The organism is Capilliphycus salinus ALCB114379, assembly GCF_047276495.1.
GTDB classification, from domain to species: Bacteria; Cyanobacteriota; Cyanobacteriia; order Cyanobacteriales; family Microcoleaceae; genus Capilliphycus; species Capilliphycus salinus.
Genome location: NZ_CP178543.1, coordinates 5,705,506 through 5,724,784 on the forward strand (window position 1 = coordinate 5,705,506; position 19,279 = coordinate 5,724,784).

The 19,279-nt window shown below is 44.3% G+C and carries 15 protein-coding genes and 1 tRNA gene; 9 read left to right on the forward strand and 7 right to left on the reverse strand.

The genetic code is table 11. The annotated features are described in order from the left end of the window. Window positions 1–250: 250 nt before the first annotated feature. Both ACL6C3_RS23110 and ACL6C3_RS23115 read left to right on the forward strand, forming a co-directional pair. Window positions 251–670 carry a DNA-binding protein gene (locus ACL6C3_RS23110; RefSeq protein ID WP_413161486.1) on the forward strand — a complete coding sequence of 140 codons (420 nt, stop codon included), beginning with the start codon at window positions 251–253 and terminating at the stop codon, window positions 668–670. 333 nt (window positions 671–1,003) lie between these two features. After that, window positions 1,004–1,945 carry an Hpt domain-containing protein gene (locus tag ACL6C3_RS23115; protein ID WP_413161487.1) on the forward strand — a complete coding sequence of 314 codons (942 nt, stop codon included), beginning with the start codon at window positions 1,004–1,006 and terminating at the stop codon, window positions 1,943–1,945. On the opposite strand, the gene ACL6C3_RS23120 is transcribed toward ACL6C3_RS23115, so the two are convergent. The 3 genes from ACL6C3_RS23120 to ACL6C3_RS23130 form a co-directional block, all read right to left on the reverse strand. Next, entirely contained in the window at window positions 1,919–3,940 is a 2,022-nt protein-coding gene (locus ACL6C3_RS23120) for a DICT sensory domain-containing protein (protein ID WP_413161488.1), read from the reverse strand. The genes ACL6C3_RS23115 and ACL6C3_RS23120 overlap by 27 nt on opposite strands. Window positions 3,941–4,136: 196 nt before the next feature. Continuing rightward, entirely contained in the window at window positions 4,137–4,745 is a 609-nt protein-coding gene (locus ACL6C3_RS23125; protein WP_413161489.1) for a pentapeptide repeat-containing protein, read from the reverse strand. A 581-nt stretch (window positions 4,746–5,326) separates the two neighbouring features. Then, window positions 5,327–6,091 carry an acyl-CoA desaturase gene (locus ACL6C3_RS23130; RefSeq protein WP_413161490.1) on the reverse strand — a complete coding sequence of 255 codons (765 nt, stop codon included), beginning with the start codon at window positions 6,089–6,091 and terminating at the stop codon, window positions 5,327–5,329. 656 nt (window positions 6,092–6,747) lie between these two features. Between ACL6C3_RS23130 and ACL6C3_RS23135 the strand changes: the two genes are divergently transcribed. The 4 genes from ACL6C3_RS23135 (at window position 6,748) to ACL6C3_RS23150 (ending at window position 10,051) form a co-directional block, all read left to right on the forward strand. Further along, the gene (locus ACL6C3_RS23135) at window positions 6,748–6,933 is read left to right on the forward strand and encodes a hypothetical protein (RefSeq protein WP_413161491.1); all 186 of its coding nucleotides are present in this window, start codon (window positions 6,748–6,750) and stop codon (window positions 6,931–6,933) included. A gap of 298 nt (window positions 6,934–7,231) precedes the next feature. Further along, entirely contained in the window at window positions 7,232–8,224 is a 993-nt protein-coding gene (locus tag ACL6C3_RS23140) for a diguanylate cyclase regulator RdcB family protein (RefSeq protein ID WP_413161493.1), read from the forward strand. A 77-nt stretch (window positions 8,225–8,301) separates the two neighbouring features. Next, window positions 8,302–9,297, forward strand: coding sequence for a patatin-like phospholipase family protein (locus ACL6C3_RS23145; RefSeq protein WP_413161495.1), 996 nt, complete (start codon window positions 8,302–8,304; stop codon window positions 9,295–9,297). 169 nt (window positions 9,298–9,466) lie between these two features. Beyond that, window positions 9,467–10,051, forward strand: coding sequence for a Uma2 family endonuclease (locus ACL6C3_RS23150; RefSeq protein ID WP_413161496.1), 585 nt, complete (start codon window positions 9,467–9,469; stop codon window positions 10,049–10,051). A gap of 21 nt (window positions 10,052–10,072) precedes the next feature. On the opposite strand, the gene ACL6C3_RS23155 is transcribed toward ACL6C3_RS23150, so the two are convergent. Continuing rightward, window positions 10,073–10,145 (reverse strand) — tRNA-Ile (locus ACL6C3_RS23155). 249 nt (window positions 10,146–10,394) lie between these two features. On the opposite strand from ACL6C3_RS23155, the gene ACL6C3_RS23160 reads away from it, so the two are divergent. Continuing rightward, window positions 10,395–11,108: a hypothetical protein gene (locus ACL6C3_RS23160; RefSeq protein ID WP_413161498.1), complete on the forward strand. Its 714-nt coding sequence runs from the start codon at window positions 10,395–10,397 to the stop codon at window positions 11,106–11,108. A gap of 153 nt (window positions 11,109–11,261) precedes the next feature. After that, window positions 11,262–12,788 carry a hemolysin family protein gene (locus ACL6C3_RS23165; protein WP_413161499.1) on the forward strand — a complete coding sequence of 509 codons (1,527 nt, stop codon included), beginning with the start codon at window positions 11,262–11,264 and terminating at the stop codon, window positions 12,786–12,788. Between the two features lie 78 nt (window positions 12,789–12,866). Here ACL6C3_RS23165 and recJ read toward each other — a convergent pair whose 3' ends face one another. Then, on the reverse strand, window positions 12,867–15,011 hold the full coding sequence (recJ, locus tag ACL6C3_RS23170) for a single-stranded-DNA-specific exonuclease RecJ (protein ID WP_413161501.1): 2,145 nt from the start codon (window positions 15,009–15,011) through the stop codon (window positions 12,867–12,869). 487 nt (window positions 15,012–15,498) lie between these two features. Here recJ and ACL6C3_RS23175 point away from each other — a divergent pair, with 487 nt between their 5' ends. Beyond that, window positions 15,499–16,839 (forward strand): TrkH family potassium uptake protein, encoded by a 1,341-nt coding sequence (locus tag ACL6C3_RS23175; protein ID WP_413161502.1) that lies wholly within the window; start codon window positions 15,499–15,501, stop codon window positions 16,837–16,839. A gap of 62 nt (window positions 16,840–16,901) precedes the next feature. Here the strand turns inward: ACL6C3_RS23175 and ACL6C3_RS23180 are convergent, their stop codons facing one another. Then, window positions 16,902–17,111: a type II toxin-antitoxin system HicB family antitoxin gene (locus ACL6C3_RS23180; RefSeq protein ID WP_413161504.1), complete on the reverse strand. Its 210-nt coding sequence runs from the start codon at window positions 17,109–17,111 to the stop codon at window positions 16,902–16,904. A gap of 17 nt (window positions 17,112–17,128) precedes the next feature. Next, the gene (locus tag ACL6C3_RS23185) at window positions 17,129–19,270 is read right to left on the reverse strand and encodes an FAD-dependent oxidoreductase (protein ID WP_413161506.1); all 2,142 of its coding nucleotides are present in this window, start codon (window positions 19,268–19,270) and stop codon (window positions 17,129–17,131) included. Window positions 19,271–19,279: the final 9 nt, after the last annotated feature.

Here is a 19,279-nt window from a genome sequence, read left to right on the forward strand (position 1 = left end):
AAAATAAGCTACATAAACCCGCCCTTCCTAGAAAGTAGACTGACAGAGGGGGCGGGTTTATATCATACAAATCCGGTTGTGTAATCAACGAATAACAGACACCTTCGCAGTACCACCGACCGTGAACAGGTTTCGGTCGAACCGCGCTACTCCGCGCCACCCAATAGCCAGATCATTGACCATTCATCCGCAGATCATTTATCCTTTAGTTATAGACCTTTAAAAACTATTGCGTTCCCCTTATAGTTCTATGGTAGTCGGTACTACAGAAGCAGCCCGTATTTTAAAAATCTCCACCGCTCGACTGCGAGTCCTCCTGAGCGCCGGCCGAGTCGAAGGTGCCTATAAGACCGGGAAGATGTGGCTCATTCCCCTGTTTAAGGGCAAACCCATAATTGAGCGAGGGACAAGAGGTCCGGCTCCCCGTTGGCGCAATCCAAGAACGCCTGCAAAAAGGATTGTTCACGTTAATTCTCACAGAATTCGGCAAAATCAAAAACATCAGGAACAACTTCCCGTGATTACCGTTAAAAAAGGTCAGACCAATACTTATGGGCATATTGTCGAAATACCGGGAGGATGTCGTGTTGTCTATCGTCCCGATAAACCTCTCCCTTGTGGTGCGAGGGTTTGGATTGAAACCCTAAATGAAGTCACGGTCATCCGTTAGTAAAAATCTCCTGATCTCCCCACACTTTTATGATGGGTATTCAACCGGATTTGGTATCAGTTGTCTGCGGGAAATGATCAATCTAGACCGAACCCACCCCTACCAAAGCGACACCCGACACCCGACACCCGAGACCTGTTCTTTCTTCCGTGAAAAGAATAAAATTAGATCTGGGCAACCTACAATGGATGCGTTAAAGTTGTTTTGAATGATCAGTGCGTTGCCTTGTCGTGGCGGTTTTAACAAAAGCCCAGATGCCCTTTTGGGAAGCGGAGCAACCTCACTCAAACACTAACGCAAGGCTTGGCATTTGAACAGATTAGGAGGATAGCCGTGCCGCCAGATCAACAGCAGTACCAAAAAATTGTCGGCTACTTCATGGAAGAAGCCGGAGAACACCTTGAAATCATGGAGCAAGGCTTAAAACGTTTGCCTGCTGTCATGGCCAACCCCGATCGCGAAGAAGCCATCGCCATCTACCGTGCTGCTCACACCATCAAGGGAGGTGCGGCGATGCTGATGAATCAAAATCCCAGTCTCAGCAGCATTAACAAAGTCGCCAAAAGTCTCGAAGACTGCTTTAAACCCATTAAAGACACCCCCTTTCAAGTAGACGCAACCGCCCAAACCCTGGCGAATAAAGCCTATGAAGTCTTAAAAAACCTGATCAGTCGCGCTCAAAGTCCGGGCGGTTTATCCCCGCAAATGGGCGAAAAAATTGTCACGGCTTCGGCCCCCCTGTTTGAGAAACTGCAAACCCACCTGCAAACCCTCGCCAGTAGGAAAGCGGCACCGGCCCAACCGACAGCAGCAACGGCCAAACCCGTCCCCAAAGCCGCCGCTCAGGTGATGACCGTTCTCAAACCCATGTTACAAGGCTTAAAACAGCCGGAGTCGGCCGCATCTCGCAAACAAATTGCGGCTTTGTGCGGACGTTTAACCAAAGTCGGCGTCGGTGTAGACTCTTGGCAAACCCTGGTTAAAACCGCCTACGGTGCGATCGCCAACCCCAACAATTCCTACAAAGATCTCGCCAACACCGTCATTAAGGAATTAAAACAGGGGTCTGAGTTCCTCGAAGCCGGAAAAGCCAACGAAATCGCCCCCAGTCCAGCTTTACAGCAACTCGCGTCGGGAGCGGCTCAACCTGCGGCGGCCCAAGAAATTACCATTCCCGCCGATCCCAAAGAAGTGGTGAAAGTCTTGCTGAAAACCTTTAATAAAAAGCAACTGCAAGCGATCGCCCAACTACTGATCAAGCAAATCAAATCGTGAACTTTCCCAACCCGACCTTTCCCCGGTTGATAACTCAATCGGGAGGGTAAAATGAAACTCACTGCCGCGATCGCGTCCGGCCGACTCCGCCCAAATCTGTCCGCCCATTTTCTGCACGATCTGACGACAAATCGCCAAACCCAAGCCGGTTCCCCCAACAGAACGTTTGAGCGAATCTTCCTCTTGATAAAAGCGATCGAAAATCGTTTCAAGCTGATTCGGTTCAATCCCCCGTCCGGTATCGGCAATCACCACTTCTAACATCGGCATCGAATGGCGGCGAGGCGATCGGTTCACGTCCAACGCCACCATTTTCGCTGCGATCGTCACCTGTCCGCCCGTTCCGGTAAACTTGCAAGCATTATCCAACAATTTGGTTAAAACTTCCACCAATCCCTCACCATCGGCCCGCACACAGGGCAATTTCGGGGATAATTCCATTTGAATGGTCGGTAAGTTTTCCCTTCCCCAAATCGTTGTTAAACCCGCCAGCGCCAACTCGACCGCTTCTTGCAGTTGCATCGGTTCGGGACGCTTGGGAGTTTGACCGCTTTCCAACTTGGACAGGGTGAGGATATCTTGAATTAGGCGTCGCAGGCGTTCGGAATCGTTTAACGCCATATCTAACATCGTTTGGCGAAATTCCATCTGCATATCCGGTTCGCTCGCCAGACTTTCCAGACAGACTTGAATGGTAGACAAAGGGGTTCGCAGTTCGTGACCGACAATGGCGATTAAGTTATTTTGAATCCGTTCAATGGCTTCGAGTTGTTCGTTGAGTGAGATTAAATTACTATAGGCGATCGCTTGCGTCAGCGCCACGCCGATTTGAGTCGCGATCGCTTCGAGTAAGGCAATATCTTGAACCCGCCAATGATGGGGTTGCAACCCGCCATAATGCAACTCGATCATCCCCAACAACGTCCCCCGGTAGCGAATGGGAACCAGCAACCAAGCCCGAATGTTGGCCTGTTCAATTTTTGTCCTCAACAGTGGATTTTCCAACAGGTAGGAATTTTTCGAGACATCATCGACTGCTAACGCCCGATCTTGAGCCTGAACCGCCACAAATAAGGGATTATCAATTAAAGACCAAAATTGTCCTTTTAAGGACTCCATTCCCTCCGGGAGAAACTCGTATTCAATTTCTGCTTCTCGCACCCGCGAACTGAGACGGTACAGCAAACATCGACAATTTTCAAAGGTTTCGCCTATCTCCTCGACTGCGATACTGAAAATCTCATCGGAGTTTAGGGAACTGCGAATCGCAGTGGCAATTACATTAATTAATCGTTCCCGACGTTCTTTGTCTGCGATCGCCCGATAAGCTTTGAGGAGTTTATATTGATTGGTTTGTAAGTAAGTGACTAAGCGATTGGCGAAGATTTCCGCATCGATCGCTTGTTGGGATCGTACCGAAACGAATTGGGATGTTTGACTACCGAGTTGGTATTTTTCATAAGCTTGTTCTACTTTGGTTTTGAGTTGCGGAGAATCTGTAACAATATATTCTAATAGCCACCAGGCCGCCAAGCGACTCACTTCGGTATCAAACGTCCAAAATCCCTGAAATCGTCGGGCTTGATCGACTAAATCTCCTTCTTGCGATTGCTCTCGACACACCAAACAAGCGCTGTATTCTGAGGCGACAATTACTAAATGCCATTCTTGGGCGAGTTCGTCATCACGTTCTAGGGGAATAATTTCATAGGGTTCGCTGTGAACGCTCAAATTAGATTCTACTTCCGGTACCGCCAAAACATAAACCTGATCGCTGTGTTGAGCTATTTCACGATAGCGACGAATTTCTTGCCGATAAAAACGCTCTTGTTGAAAATTGGCGATCACTAGAGGCTGATCTCCTCTAGACAACACTAAATCTTCGATCGCGTGGGATAGAGCCGTCAGAGAGGATTTAAAATAGACCTGCGTTCCCAGGTCGGTTCGCGTAGAATTTTGCAGTAAATCGTGCAGTAAAGAGTTAGGGTTGCTCATAGGAGTCTCAAGCCAATTATTAGAAGTATGCCCGAGAGCCAGCCTGTTCGCCAATCCATTTAGACACGCACTCGGTTAGATCGGCAATTCGTTTTTCACCCCCTAACCCGTAGCGGGGTCTTGCGGACTACCTATGCTGTTTGATATTAATAATCCTACTGTTGCATGAAGTCCGATTTTACTACGCCTCATCATTCTAACCGATGGCTTGAGCAAATATTCTAGATTGATGGGTCTGACAGTCCGTCAGATTGTTGTTGATCATCGTCGAAATTGCCGCTCGATCCAGTACGGCTTGAGCGATCGTCGCCCCTTCTAGATTGGCATCTCGCAGGTTCGCCCCGATTAAGTTCGCACCATACAAGTTCGCCCCCTCCAAATTCGCGCCTTGCAAATCAGCATACCGTAAATCGGCGCCGGTCAGGTTGGCTTGCTCTAAGTTAGCATTGCCCAAGTTACTCAGTCGCAAGTCTCCGTAAGAAATATTGGCCAATTTTAAGTTAACGTCTTGCAGATTCGCTCGAATTAAAATCGCACTCATCAAGCCGACTTCTTCGAGTTTCCCTGCGGTTAAGTCCGCTCGCCACAGGGTTGAACCCGTTAAATTGCTTTGAGTTAAGTCGATCCGACGCAGAACTGATAGACTTAAATCGGTTTCGACTAACTGAGAACGCCAGAGATTGGCATCGCTCAGATTAATCTCGCTCAAGTTTAGAGCGTTTAAGTTAATCCCAACAAATTTTCTTTGTCCTTTTTTATATTCCTTTAAAAGCTGATATCTATCCATTAGTTCTGTATAATTCATTTTTTTTCAGCTATTCTTTTAGCTATAGACCCGCTTGAATAATAATTTTGAATCGAGTGATTTCCGTTGTTGGACTCAACCCCGTGAAATCTTACCCGACCCAAAATCAATGTAACAGAACTTTAAGCTTTGTTGCAATATCTTGACAAAGTTTTTAGAAACTCTGCTAATTTTCGCCCCTTGCTGCGATTTGATTCACTTCACGAGAGCGATGGGGAGATGGTAAACGGATGGGTTGACGGTTGGGCGCGCTTCGGTTAACGCTGTCAAACTGGTCACTGGTCACTGTCACCTGGGGAGATGGGGAGATGGGGAGGTGGGGTTACGGGGGTTACGGGGGAGGTGGGGAGTAAAAAAGTCGATTTGGTCAGTCGTCAGAAGTGTTGAATTATGAATTATGAATTATCCATCTCCCCACCGATAACCCATCCGTTTCCAAACATCATTAACCCAAAAAACCCACACTCAACCCATCCGTTACCCATCACCACCTTCGGTCCTATCAAATTTTCGGGCAAGGAAACGGCCCTGTCACGGGTAAACGGGTTAAAGTTCCAATCTCCTCAGCTAAACGACCACATCTAAGAATCTACCGATGTTTTTACTGGGGTCGGCAACGGTAAAGACTCAAAGCTTCGATGCTGGGAACGCGCCAGCAACTGGCTTTCAGCAGGTAGTCTCAGCTTTGATGCTAACTTCAGGAACTCAAGCATTTTAATAAAGCTAAAGGTGGGATCAACAAGATAAACAACCTGTCCAGAACGAATAGTAATGCCATGCCGACTAGAGGATTGAAAGGCATGATGGAGATTATGCCAACCTTCTCCCAGTGTTAGAAATGCAACAAACCCATTATTTCGACTCAAATCGTTTGTAATAAACGGTTGTTCACCGAAAATATGGGCAAGGGAGTTAACCGTTTGTACGCCATGAAACAATAGAGTTGTACTGAGAAAAAATGCACCCAAGTATTCCAAACCCCCGATAAAATAGGAAATCGCCCCCAATGCTATTACCGGGATAAAGTGCAAACGATCAATTAATTTTAAAAACCGATCATTCTCAACATCAATGGGTAGCTTGGCTGGAAAAAACTTGGAAGATAATAGCCAACCGCCTTGAGACCAAAAAAATCCTCTAATCCCCTGCATGGGTGTATAGGGGGAATGGGGATCGAGATCTTGCTCGACATATTGATGATGAGTCATGTGGTGTGCTTTCCACCAACTTGGCCCCATTTGTCCTGCTGCTGCTGCGATAATACTTCCCACCCAAAGAACTCCAATAGGAGCCTGATAGCTTTTGTGGGTGAGTAGTCGATGATAAATACCTGTCGTGGCCAACATACGGATTAGATATAGGAATATCACCCATAAAAAAGCGCCCCAGGATAAGCCAGTGATCAGAAGGAGTAACGATCCGATATGGCTAAAGATAATCAGCACGGGACCGATGATATAAAGAACAATTGTCAGTGGAGAATACTGTCTCATTTATTGTGATACTGTCCTGAAAAAATAGTTGAAGAACCTGTTTCGATCCTCCTAACAGTAACACAGTTTGGTAACGGGCAATTCATCTGATCTAAAAAATAGTCAATCACTCCGTCAGGGCATTAATTCCCTGTCTAATAGATCAAGTCAGTTAAAACTGACTCAAGGTAGAGGGAAGAGTGAGTAGGCGAACGCCGATTCGTTATGTTAATTGGCTGAAATTTATATAGTTTTTTTAGGGTTATTTATTCAAACTAATTGCTGCAAATTACAGCCGATCATCGTTTGAAATATAGCCTCCGTAAATTTACCGAACATCATCTATGTTTTAGCAATTATACCATTTATAAAGTTCGGTAATTCTCACATTGATATCTAAGTTTTAATCGCTTAATATTGAAGATCGAGCCTTCAAAGTTCTGTTGAACAGTTTTCCGTTACAAACAGAGCCAATGCCTAGAGAATATTCTCTGGAGAAGCCTTTATTCACCTTCGAGGATTTTAACGTTATGAATGGGACCGAATTTCAACCCAGTGTCCAAGATCTGCAACAGGATGTGATTGACCTGTTAAAAGAAATCAGTCAATTAATGGGTCGAGCTAATTCTGTTTTGAGTTCAAAAGATTTCGGTCAAAAATACGGAGAATTTCAAAAGCAAGTTGAAAACGAGAAACGAGCAATTAATGTCCCCTAACAAATAGTCAATCACTCCGCCAGGGAATTAATTCCCTGTCTAATAGATCAAGTCAGTTCAAACTGACTAAAGGTTAAGATGATCAAATTGAACAACCCAGTCCTCTTGAGAGGACTTCAATTATTAGACAGGGATTTCAATCCCTGGCTAACTAACTGGCTAACTGGCTAACTAACTAACTGGCTAACTGGCTAACCAACTAACCAACCTAACTAACCTAACCAACCTGGCTAACGAACTAGCCAACTAACCAACTCTCTAACTAACCAACCAACTTCATCCCATTTACCGAGTTAAAATGTTCTCAACGAACCGACAACCCAAAACAGAATTAAGCGATCGCCTTCAACAACTCCAACAACGAATCCCCCTAGTTAGCGATAAAGCATTAGTCGATTTAGTTAACGGAATAGACATCAATAAAGACTTAATTCGTTATCGCAAAAGTCGAGGATATTTCGGACAACTCTTTGACAGCTTAACCGGAAGCGATCGCCAACGTCAACTGTTACTCGATGGCAACCTGATCGCAGGTCAAGAAGCGTTGTATAATTGGGTATTAGAACTAACCGATTCTCTAAGTATTAGCCAAGTCGCCCTAAAAGTTACCCAACAATCATTATTAGAAGCACGGTCAGCCATTCGCCGTCAAAAACAAGCAATATTATCTCTGAGTGAACATCTGGAAAACTCCATCAACGCAATTAACCGGCGACTCAATGAATTAGAAAACCGAATTTATCAGCTAGAAATTAGAATCGCCGCATCGGAAGATTTGGATCGAATTCTAACCGCTTGGATGGCGGAACAAACCTATACAAACTTACCCTGGGCGATACAAATAGCCCTGTTAACACGGGAAATATTCAGCAGTTCCGTTGCAATTTACGAACAAGTAACGGGCGACACTAAAAGATTTCGTCCCCTTGTGGTAAATAAAATACTAGCCCACAGTCAACCCCCTTCCAAACAATTTTTTGGACTCGCCAACTTACTCAATCAAACCTGTAAAGAAATATCCGCAGGCGATCGCGAACTGACTGCGGCGTTATTAGAAGTGCGATCGCTTCCGTTTTCGCGGCTACAAACCACACCATTATTATTTACTTTGGGTACAACTTTAGAACTCGCAATTTTACCCCCAGACGCCCAACCGAAACAAATTGGAAAATGTGCGGTCGCCCTTTGTCGCCAACAAATTGATCGGATTTCCCAAACCACCGACGCGCGAGAATTTGTAACGGCTGTTGTCGAAGAAATTGCCAATGATTATGTTAATTTAATTCGGTAAAACCTCGGTTCGTAGTTGGGCGACCGCCCTTTTCTAATGCGCTAAAGCGCTACTACAAACTTTATTTTTTCAAGAAAATGATTGAAAATTTTCTCGGTTCTCAATGGGGATTAGTCTTAACCGGAGGCGGTGCTAAAGGCGCTTATCAAGCGGGCGCTCTCCGTTATTTAGCGGAATTGAACTTTCAACCGAAAATTATCACGGGAACCAGTGTAGGCGCTCTTAACGGGGCGGTTTTAGCCTCTTATCGCCCGTTTTCTAACGCCGTTCAACGGCTAAATGAACTCTGGACAAATCTCGGAGAAGTTGAAATTCTCAAACCCAATACCGAACAAATTTATCATCTTCTCAGCTACGCCGCCCAAACTTTTATACCCACCTTTCGAGAGTGGATGTTACATTTTTTAGTTGAAAGCGGAATTTTGAAAGATAGAACCGCAATTTACGATCCAACTCCGATAGAATATCTGCTGCGAGAAACGATTAATCCCGTTGAGTTGCGGCGAGGAATTGAACTCTGGGTAACGGTTTTTCCTTCGTTAAAAATACCGGGTTTGGGTTATGATTGGTTAATCGATTTTATTCGCGCTCAAACGGGAACGGGTGCAGAATGGTTGTGTATTCAAGATTGCCCAGATCAGGAAACCGTTTATAATTTATTGTTGGCGAGTGTTGCTATTCCCCTGGCTTTTCCCTGTCGCAGCGTTAACGGGAAAAACTACGTTGATGGCGGTTTGGTTGATAACGTTCCGTTGGGTGCGTTGGCGGCTCGGGGTTGTACTCATGTAATTGTGATACACTTGGGAAGCGGTCGGGTTTGGAACCGCCATGATTTTCCCGAGCAAACGATTATTGAAATTCGCCCGCAAAAATTAATTTATTCCGATTTGAAAAGCTTACTTAATTTTGATTCTGAACGCATTTATGAGTTAAAACAACAGGGTTATGAGGATGCAAAATCTCAGATAGAACCGATTTTAAAAGGATTTGAAAGTCTTTCTCGGCTGTCTCAAACTCAACAAAATTTAATCCGTTCGACGGTTGAATTATTGGAGGATGAACCGTTATTCTAGAGTTTTCCCTTAAAGAGTTAATTTACACTTGAAAGAATTAATTTCAATGCCTGCCATTCACTTCACGCAACGCGCAAAGCCCGTGATTATAAAGAAGAAAAGTAGTTGAGTCAGCAGTTGAACGAGTTGGTAAGCTTGGTTATATTAGCCCAGATGAGGAGATAATGCCATGACAACGGTACTGAATTTAGAGCCAATTACGACTCTGACACGGGAGCAGTTTTTTCAGTTGTGTCAGGCCAATCCGGATTTACACCTTGAACGTTCACCCAATGGAGAATTGATTATTATGACACCTATCGGTGGTGAGGGGGGTAGCCAAGAGGCAAGTTTGATTGCCAAGGTTGTGTTTTGGAATGAACAAACTCAGTTAGGTGTGGTGTTTAGCTCTCAGACTGTCTTTAGTTTACCCGGAGGCGGCGAGCGCTCTCCCGATGTGGCTTGGGTGGAGTTGTCCAGGTGGCAGGCGTTGAGTCAGGAGGAACGGGAGGGGTTTCCGCCGATTTGCCCGGATTTTGTGATAGAATTACGTTCTCGCAGCGATAGGTTAAAGTCGCTACAGAATAAGATGCAGGAGTATTTGGCGAGTGGGTTGCGGTTGGGTTGGCTGATTAATCCCAAGGATAAGCAGGTAGAAATTTATCGCCAAGGGGTAGGAGCGGATGGCGAGGCGCCCGTACAGGTGGTGGGAATGCCTGCGGTGTTGTCGGGGGAGGAGGTTTTGCCAGGGTTAGGCATGGCAGTGAGTTTGTGAGGGGTTTAACGGGTGGGGAAATGCGCCCTGCTGGAATCGAACCAGCCTGAAGGCGAATTATGAGTTCGCTGCCTCCCCAATCGGCCAAGGGCGCCCGGTCATCTAGATTAACACAAAAGTCGATTTGATTCGACAATTGCATTCATATTCTAGTTTAACATATAGATGTTGGATAAAAGCGATCGCGAAAAGGTGTGGCGATCGAGAGTTGGGCTGTCCTGAGCGAACAAGAGCGATCGCCCGATAAACGTTGCTGTTCGATGGGTTATTCAGGCTATAGACTGCTAGTATATGAAAATTGAAGATGATCAATCACGATAACTGACGCTGACATTAACAGGAGATGGGATTGAACTCAACCGTAGTAATGACCGTTGTTTTACTCGTGCTTATGTTCGGAGCCGGGTTTTTCAGTTCCGCTTGGGGGTATAAACTGGGTCGGGAAGCCTTAAAAGAGATTACTCAACCTGACGTGCGTCCGAGTAACCTCACCGGGAAAATTGAAGACGGCGATCGCAAAACTGAAGGCGTGAAAATGCTCAAAGAAGGTGATATTCTCGCCAACGTGAAGAAGCGGATGGAAGGGAAAGACGAGGAAGTCACCGCTTCTAGTCCGGCTACCCCTCAAGGTGAACAAAAAGCCGAACAAAAACCCGAACAAAAAGCCGAAGAAAAACCCGAAGAAAAACCCGAAGAAAAAGCGGCCACATCGACTTTTCCGATTGTGAGTCGGGATGAGGGAGTAACCCTAGAAGTGACTTCAGCGACTCAAACCGGAAGTTCGCTGCTATTGAAAGTTCAGCTTAAAAATGAAAGCGATACTTCGATTAGATTTCTCTATAGTTTCTTGAATGTCACCGATGATAAAGGTCGTGCTTTAAGTGCGAGTGTTGATGACTTACCCGGACAATTACCTCCCGATAGTCAAACCTATCTGGGAACGGTAAGCATTCCGACGGCATTGTTAGATAATGCCAATGAATTAGCGATTAGTTTAACCGATTATCCGGATCAAAAACTAAAGCTACAAATGACAGGAATTCCAATTGTAAGATAAATCAGTTTTAATGTTTTTTCGACTTATTTTGGTAGAACTCATGTGGGTGACTTTTCTACAATGACACTGACTACGCAGGATTTGCTCGTGCGATTGTTGTCGGTGCTTTTACTGATTGCAATCAACGCTTTTTTTGTCACTGCTGAGTTCTCTATGGTTTCCGTCCGACGATCGCGGATCAGTCAGCTTGTTGATGAAGGAGATGGCCCGGCTCGGGCGGTGCAACGGCTTCAGCGACGCATCGATCTGTTGCTTTCGACCACTCAGTTTGGGATTACTCTATCAAGTTTAGCCTTGGGTTGGATTGGAGAGGGAACTTTAGCCGTAGCCATTCGAGCCTTAATCCAATCCCTTCCCATTCCTCCGGTTCTTCAAGATTTTATTGCTCATTCCTTGGCGATTCCGATTTTTACTTTTATGTTAATCGCCTATCTACAAATCGTCTTGGGTGAGCTATGTCCGAAGTCTTTAGCTTTGCTGTATCCCGAGCAACTTTCCCGTTTATTAGCGCCTCCCAGTTTGGCGATCGCCCGTTTTTTTAGTCCGTTTGTTTGGGGGTTAAATCAATCAACCCGATGGCTGTTAAAACTGGGGGGAATTGAATACACCGGACAACCTTACACCCGAGTCACCCCGGAAGAATTACAACTGATTATTACCACGTCTAGCGAGTCGATGGGGTTGGAAGCCGAAGAACGAGAACTCCTCAATAATGTGTTTGAATTTGGGGATTTTTTAGCCGAAGAAGTAATGATTCCCCGCACAAATATTGTGGCGATTTCTAGGACCGCTACTTTTCAAGACTTACTGAATGAAATGACAATTTCGGGTCATTCTCGTTATCCGGTGATGCGAGAATCTTTAGATGATATTTTGGGAATTATTGACTTTAGAGATTTAGCCAAACCCCTGGCTGAAGGACGGCTTTCACCAGAAACTTCCCTGGAAACTTGGATTCGTCCGGCTCGATTTGTCTCCGAACAAATGCTGCTGAGTGAATTATTACCCTTAATGCAGCGATCGCATTTAGAAATGGTAATTATTGTTGATGAATTTGGCGGAACGGCGGGATTAGTAACCATTAATGATTTGATTGCTGAAATTATTGGAGATAGTTCTGAACCGACAGAAACCGAAGAAATTACCCTACAATATATTGATGAGCAAACCTTTTTAGTTCAAGCTCAACTCGATATTGAGGAAGTTAACGAACGGGTTGACTTGGATCTTCCCATCACTGAAGAATATCAAACTTTGGCCGGTTTTCTGATTTATCAACTGCAAAAAATCCCAACGGTGGGGGAAACATTGCGTTATCAAAATCTCGAATTTACCGTCATTTCAGCAGAAGGCCCCCGCATTGAACAAATTCAAATTCATCAGTTAGAACCCGAATCCCAAACCGAAGATATCGATCTGATGAATGAACAGATAGAAGCGGCGGAATTTTCAGCAGATCAAGAGGTGTTAAACCGCAATGATAATTTAACTTCAGAACCCCATATTCCCGAGGAAAATCAAGCGGAAATTCAAGCAGAACGAAGGGAGGTTAATCAAGAAATGGGTAGAGAGGAACATCTGAGAATGGAAGCCGAAAACCCGGATATCAATCCAGAAATTTACGAAGAAACAATCGATAAAGATGGAAGTTATAGGCTAGATGAAGAACAAGAAAGCTGAATATTAATCCCAAAGCTTTTTTATCCGATCTCCTTAATTTGATCGGGAATTCGACTCGACTCGCTCACTTCCCGGTCTTTATTCATCTTCCATTCCTAAAGCATGACAAGCCGCCCGAATTAAGTGATGATAGAAGGGTTGAGAAATATCGACAATTTTAGCTTCCTGTCGATTTTTTCCCAGTAAACCCGTTTGCTGTCCTTTCTCGATAGCGAGAACTTTTCCCTCGCTATTGCGGATTCTAAGTTCTGTCAGCGAACCGCGATCGCAAAGGGTACAAATATATTTGCGATCTTTGTAATAAAATTCAGCTAAATTCTTGGTTTTGGAGGTAAAAACTGGAGAATTTTGGGGAAGTCGCACCCCGACAATTTCTAATTCAAGAGAGGTTTGGCCTTGCCAATCATTGGTTCTCAGTTGATAGGCGATATCTAATTGAGTCGGTAAGGGAAAATAATCTCCCCAACGCCATGCAATTGCATCTATATTTGGCAAAGCGGTAATTCTCTGTTCTGATAGATTATCTTGAGAAAGGGTAAGTTTAATATGACCATTTCCCACCGTTTTTTGTTTAACAATTCTCACGTTAGGCGTCCAAAAAATCGGCGGATCGTTTTCTATACCGCAGGGATGAAGCCGATCAATTTGATGGTATAAATCAAAGTTAATTTGCTTCAAATTCGCTTGCACATCAACTTTCACCAGGGGTTTTAAATGTTCGATTTCCAAACATTGATGGGCAAACTCACTCAAACGTTGGCGAAATTGATCTAAGTTTTCAGCGGCAAAAGAAAACCCGCCGGCGGCTTTATGTCCGCCAAATTTACCGAGTAAATCCGCACAGAATTGTAAGGCGTCAAACACATGAAATTCGGGAATTCCTCGGGCCGAACCCCGAATCATTTTAGCGGGTTTTTCCGATGAATTTTCTTCTAAATTTTCTTCGCCTTCGCTTTCCGTTTCATAGGTACCAATAAACACCGGCACCCCATAGCGATCTACCAACCGAGACGCAACAATTCCAATCACGCCATGATGCCATCCCGGTTGTACAATGACTAAAACTCGCTCTTTTTTGAGGTCAATATTACTATTTTCGCACCAGGCGATCGCTTCCTGTTCGATTTCCTCACAAAGTTGTTGACGCTGTTGATTAATTTGTTCGCATTGCATCGCCCTTTCTAGGGCAATTCCCATATTTTCAGTTGTCAGTAATTCGATCACAATTTGCGGATCGGCAATCCGTCCAACGGCGTTAATTCTCGGTCCCAACCGAAAGCCAATATCTTCGGGTTTGATCTCTTTTTTGGTGGTATTATTATTGTACTGTAAATTATCAGTATTATCAATTAAAACTCGACTCGAACCGCTCAATCCTGCCACTTCAATTAACGCCTGAACGCCCTTAATTTCCGAGTAGAGTAACCGTTTTAATCCCCGTTTCACCCACCGACGATTCACACCCGTTAAAGCGGCTAAATCGGCTATCGTTCCCAAGGTAAACAGTTCCAACAACGGATTAACCAAACCCTGCACTTTCCCCATTTTTTGAGCGAGGGAAATCGCCAACACATAAGCCACGCCCACACCCGCCAAACCCCGATAGGGAGAAGTTTCTTTAATCAGTTTGGGGTTTAAAATTGCGTGGGCGGGGGGAAGTTTTGGGGGGAGATCGTGATGATCGGTAATAATAACAGTTAAGCCCAATTCTCGGGCTTTGGCAATCGGTTCGTAAGCGGAAATACCATTATCTACCGTTAAAACCAAGCCAATTCCTTCTTGATGAAATTCTTCAATAATCCGATTATTAATTCCGTAACCTTCTTTCATCCGACTCGGAATCGCATAAGTCACATCCCCACCCAACGCAGAAAGCGCCCGCATTAATAAAGCGGTACTCGTCATTCCATCGGCGTCATAATCTCCACAAATGGCGATTTTTTGGTGTTGAATAATCGCATCGTGTAAAAATTCTACACTTTTTTCCAAGTCGGGAAGTTCGTTAATGGGTGCGGGTAAAGCTTCAGACTCAGGATCTAAAAAAATAGCCGCAACTTCTTCGCTATCAAACCCTCGATTAATCAAAACTTGTGCTAACAACGGAGAAAGTTCCGTCGCTGCGGCTAATTGTTCGGCTTTTTCGGGTTGGGGTGGGAAAAGGTGCCATCGTTGGTTGGGTAACTTCGATGAAGATGCAGATGGAAAAGAGGAGGACTCTAACACGGTAGCGTTCAACTTTGACAAACTTTATCTATTTTACACCATCAATTGCCGAAAATCTCCCGATTATTTATGATTAATTCCAAAAGCAATCAATCCATCAAGTTTGACTGTTATGTTTTGTGAAAAAGATGGGTTCAATAATGGATAATTAATAATGGATAATGGATAATTACCTCGACCATTATGAAAAGGATTGATAGAGAGGAAGTCATCGGTACACCGCCTTCGGAATTGGTGGTAAGCTGAACTCGTACCCTGCATAATTTTTCTTTTTTCTCCTTGAAAGGAGAGGTCTTAAACCTCATTAATTAATGCTCAATTATCAATTGTAAATTATCCATTGATAAAAAAGCCTTGAAGATTTACCTGTGGATACCGAAAAAAACAGGTTGAACCTCCTCATCTTAAGTCTACCTTCAGACAGATGTTTTTAGAGAATTAAAAGCTGTAAACCTAGAACAATAAACTCACCCAGATTATATTTTTTATGAAACCATCCTCTTGGCAAAATTTACTGAATAGATTTGGTCATTATAATCCGGTTCGATTACTTGTGTTTGGCTATGGATTTTATATTATAGTTACATGGCTACTTCTTTGTTTGCCGATTAGTTGGGAAGCGGAAGCCATTTCTCCTCTTGATAATTTATTTATCGCCACCTCAGCCGTTAGTACAACTGGGTTAGTTACTGTTAACACTCCCGAAGCTTACAGCTTTTTTGGGGAGTTGGTAATTATGTTAGCCTTTCAAGTGGGTGGGTTGGGTTACATGACGTTGGGTTCGTTTGTATTAATTGCCAGTAAAAACTCTTTATCCTATCTGCGTCAACGAGTTGGAAATACCGTTTTTTCATTACCCCAAGGATTTCACCTCAAAGAATTTATTCAGCATACCGTCATCTTTACTGTATTGGTAGAAATTGCCGGAATCATTTCCCTCTATATTTTCTTTAAATTAGCCAATGTCGATAATTCATTCTGGGCGGCAATATTTCACTCAATCTCAGCCTTTTGTACCGCAGGATTTAGTATTTTTCCCAATAGTTTAGAAGACTTCCGGGATAACTTAGGCATCAATTTAGTGATTAGCATTCTCAGTGTTTTAGGGGCGATTGGTTTCTTAGTCGCCTCGGATATTTGGCAAGCTTTAACAAAACGAAATCGCCCCACAACCCTAACAACTCGGATTATTTTATCCGTTACCGCCTGGTTTTTGGGAATGGGTTTTATACTGCTTTTCTTCTTTGATGAATCCCTGCAAACTTTACCCTTAGGAGAACATTTACTCGCCGCTTGGTTTCAAGCCATGACCGCTTTAACAACGGTAGGATTCAATACTCATCCGATAGGTACCCTGACTGCAATTGGAGTTTTCTTAACCCTAATTTTAATGATTGTAGGAGCGTCCCCTTCGGGAACCGGAGGCGGTTTAAAATCAACATCAGTATTTGCAGCTTTAGCGGTGATGTGGAGTTCATTGAGGGGTCACAATTCTATTAGTGTTTTTGGTAGACGAATTCCCCAAGAAAGATTATTTACCGCCTTTTCCGCCTGGGTCTTTTATATTATTGCCTTTTTGTGCGGATGTAGTCTGTTGTTAATCTTTCAAAATCAAGCCTTTGAAGACGTTATCTTTGAAGCCGCATCCGCTTTAGGAACAGTAGGTTTATCCCGAGGAATTAGTGCAGATTTAACCGCATGGGGAAAAATCGCTGTGATTATTTTAATGTACATTGGTAGAGTAGGGCCGTTATCTTTTGGGATTGCACTATTTTATCAAAAGTCAACCGTAGCCGTCACCAAAGGAGAAGAAGATTTAGCCCTTTAAACTCAATACTAAAGTTTCTCTATTTGAGTACAACTGTTCTGAAAATGTTGTACTCAATTATTCTAAAAACATTCAACATAATCACAAACCGTTGTGGGTTCTGGGATGGGTAAACCTTCGATTTTTAATCCTTCTAAATGAAACTCAATCGCTTCTTCAATTTGCTGTTTTGTTTCGGGAATCGTTTTTCCGGTTGCCACACATCCGGGTATATCGGGAACATAAGCCGAATAATTATCCTTCGCTTTTTCAATCACAACACAATAACACATAATCATTTTTGAACTTACTACTTCCAATCTTCCCAAGAATTGTTAAAAATAGAAGTTTCCGGGAAATAAATCGGATTATCCGTTTTTTGAATGCGGTCTTTCAACACTTCTAACTGCGGTTCTTGCAACGGCAAATCATCCACCAACTCATAAGGTTTAATCCCCGTTTCTAAGGCAAAATCTGCGGTAATTCCAGCCGCAACACCCGACGACCATTCAAACGAATGAACCCGATAAGCAGCCGCCGCAACGTGACTGGTGGCGATACTTTTCCCGACCACTAATAAGTTATCAATCTCTTGAGGAATCATCGCCCGCAAGGGAATTTGAAAGGGATAAGCCGCCCCTTGTCCGAGTCTTTCGCCCTCTCTTTCCGTGTTTCCCGGCGCCTCTGGGGGAGTGTTGGTCATGCAGGGATGAAAATCAATTGCATAGTGACCAATTCCAACAGTATCGGGATAAATAGTCGCCCGTGATTTTGGATTTGTTTCTTCAACTGTTTGCATTCCACTTAATAACGCCGGAAGTTCCAAACCCGCCAACCCCGCCCACAGCGCCCGATAGTCTTGTGAGGATAAATTCTCTTGATAAAATTCCTTGCGAAAATCGTTCCGAGAAATATCGATTTCGGTGATTTCAAACCCTTCTGGAAACCCCCAACTCGGACGCCCTATCACCCGTCTACCTTCGCGAATATAGGGATATTTTGACAACCCGTGAACCGTTCCCATCGGCGAGTCTAACCCGGTAACAAAACGGTGGTTGGGGTGGGGTTTTTTAACGCCTTCTCCCAGTTGAGAATCCGTTGTTCCCTCAACCAACCAATAAAAATAACCGATGGCATTTTCTTCACCCCTTTCTAGGGTTTCTGTTCTCAATCCTCCCATCCATTCTCCCGGTTCTAACTGACCCATTGCTTGCAGTTGGTTGCGGGTAAAAATAAAATTATCTTCGGGATTTCCGGGGCGATAATCGTTTCCCCACGTCCAGTTTTGCATGGAAATATCGCCGGGATAAATCGGCCATTCTCGCACATTTCCCGGAAGTTGTTCGTCGGGGTTCATGCTGTGAATTCTGCGATAAGTATAAACCAGATTAAAATTCGCCAACCGTTCTAATTCGTAGCTGTAATAGGGCGCATATTGTTGATAGAATGGCGGGAGTTCGTGGGTTTGGGGTTCTGCGGTGGCTTCCATCGCAAAAGTATAGGTAAATCCCTGGGTACAATAGGGCGCCCCGGATACGCTTGAGGATGTCGGTTCAAAGGGGGTTCTTTCATCAACGCCCAACCGATAGGGAACGTCTGTTAAACCTAATATTTCTCCCGTTTCTGTCGCTTCAATTACATACCATTTAGCCCCCCTATCTTCGGGGGGATTGGGGGGATTTTCCCCATCTTCGGGGGGATCAATTTCCCCCCTTCTTAAGGGGGGCGAGGGGGGATCAATTTCCCCCCTTCTTAAGGGGGGTGAGGGGGGATCAATTTCCCCCCTTCTTAAGGGGGGTGAGGGGGGATCAAAACGAATAATTGTTTTATTTAAACGGGGAGAATCTTCGTAACTGTAAGCATCTTCTATAATTTGGGATAAAGGTTCTGTATTGAGGGGCGGTGTTCCCGGTGCGGGTTCGTGTTGAATGGCGGTAACGCCGATAATTAAATTATCTGAAATTTCGATATCTTTAACAACAGTAGATGGAAACCATTTAAAATTACCCTTGCCTTTTTTGGCGGCATCTTGTAACATATTAAATAGGATTTGATGACCGTCATAGGGCATAAAACAGGATTGACTCACCCAACAAGCGCCGGGATTTAACCGACCGTATTTTTCCTCAATTCTTTTTCGTAATTCTAGATAACCGCGAGGGAAATAAAGCAGCGCTCTTTGTGTGGTTCGTTCATCGAGGGCTGAGGTTCCTTGAGAGGAAATTTGACCGCCAACCCAGTCCGTAATTTCGGTCATACACACCGTTCTTCCCGCGAGTAACGCTTCGTAGGCGGTGGCTGAACCGGCCAAACCTCCGCCGATCACTAAAACCTCACAAGTGACATTTTCATCGGGTGTGGGAGGCGGTGTGGCGGTGGTATCGCTGGCGATCGCACTGACAGCAATTAGACTGGAAATTAAACCAAATAAAGACCGTTTTAAATACTGCATAGAAAATCA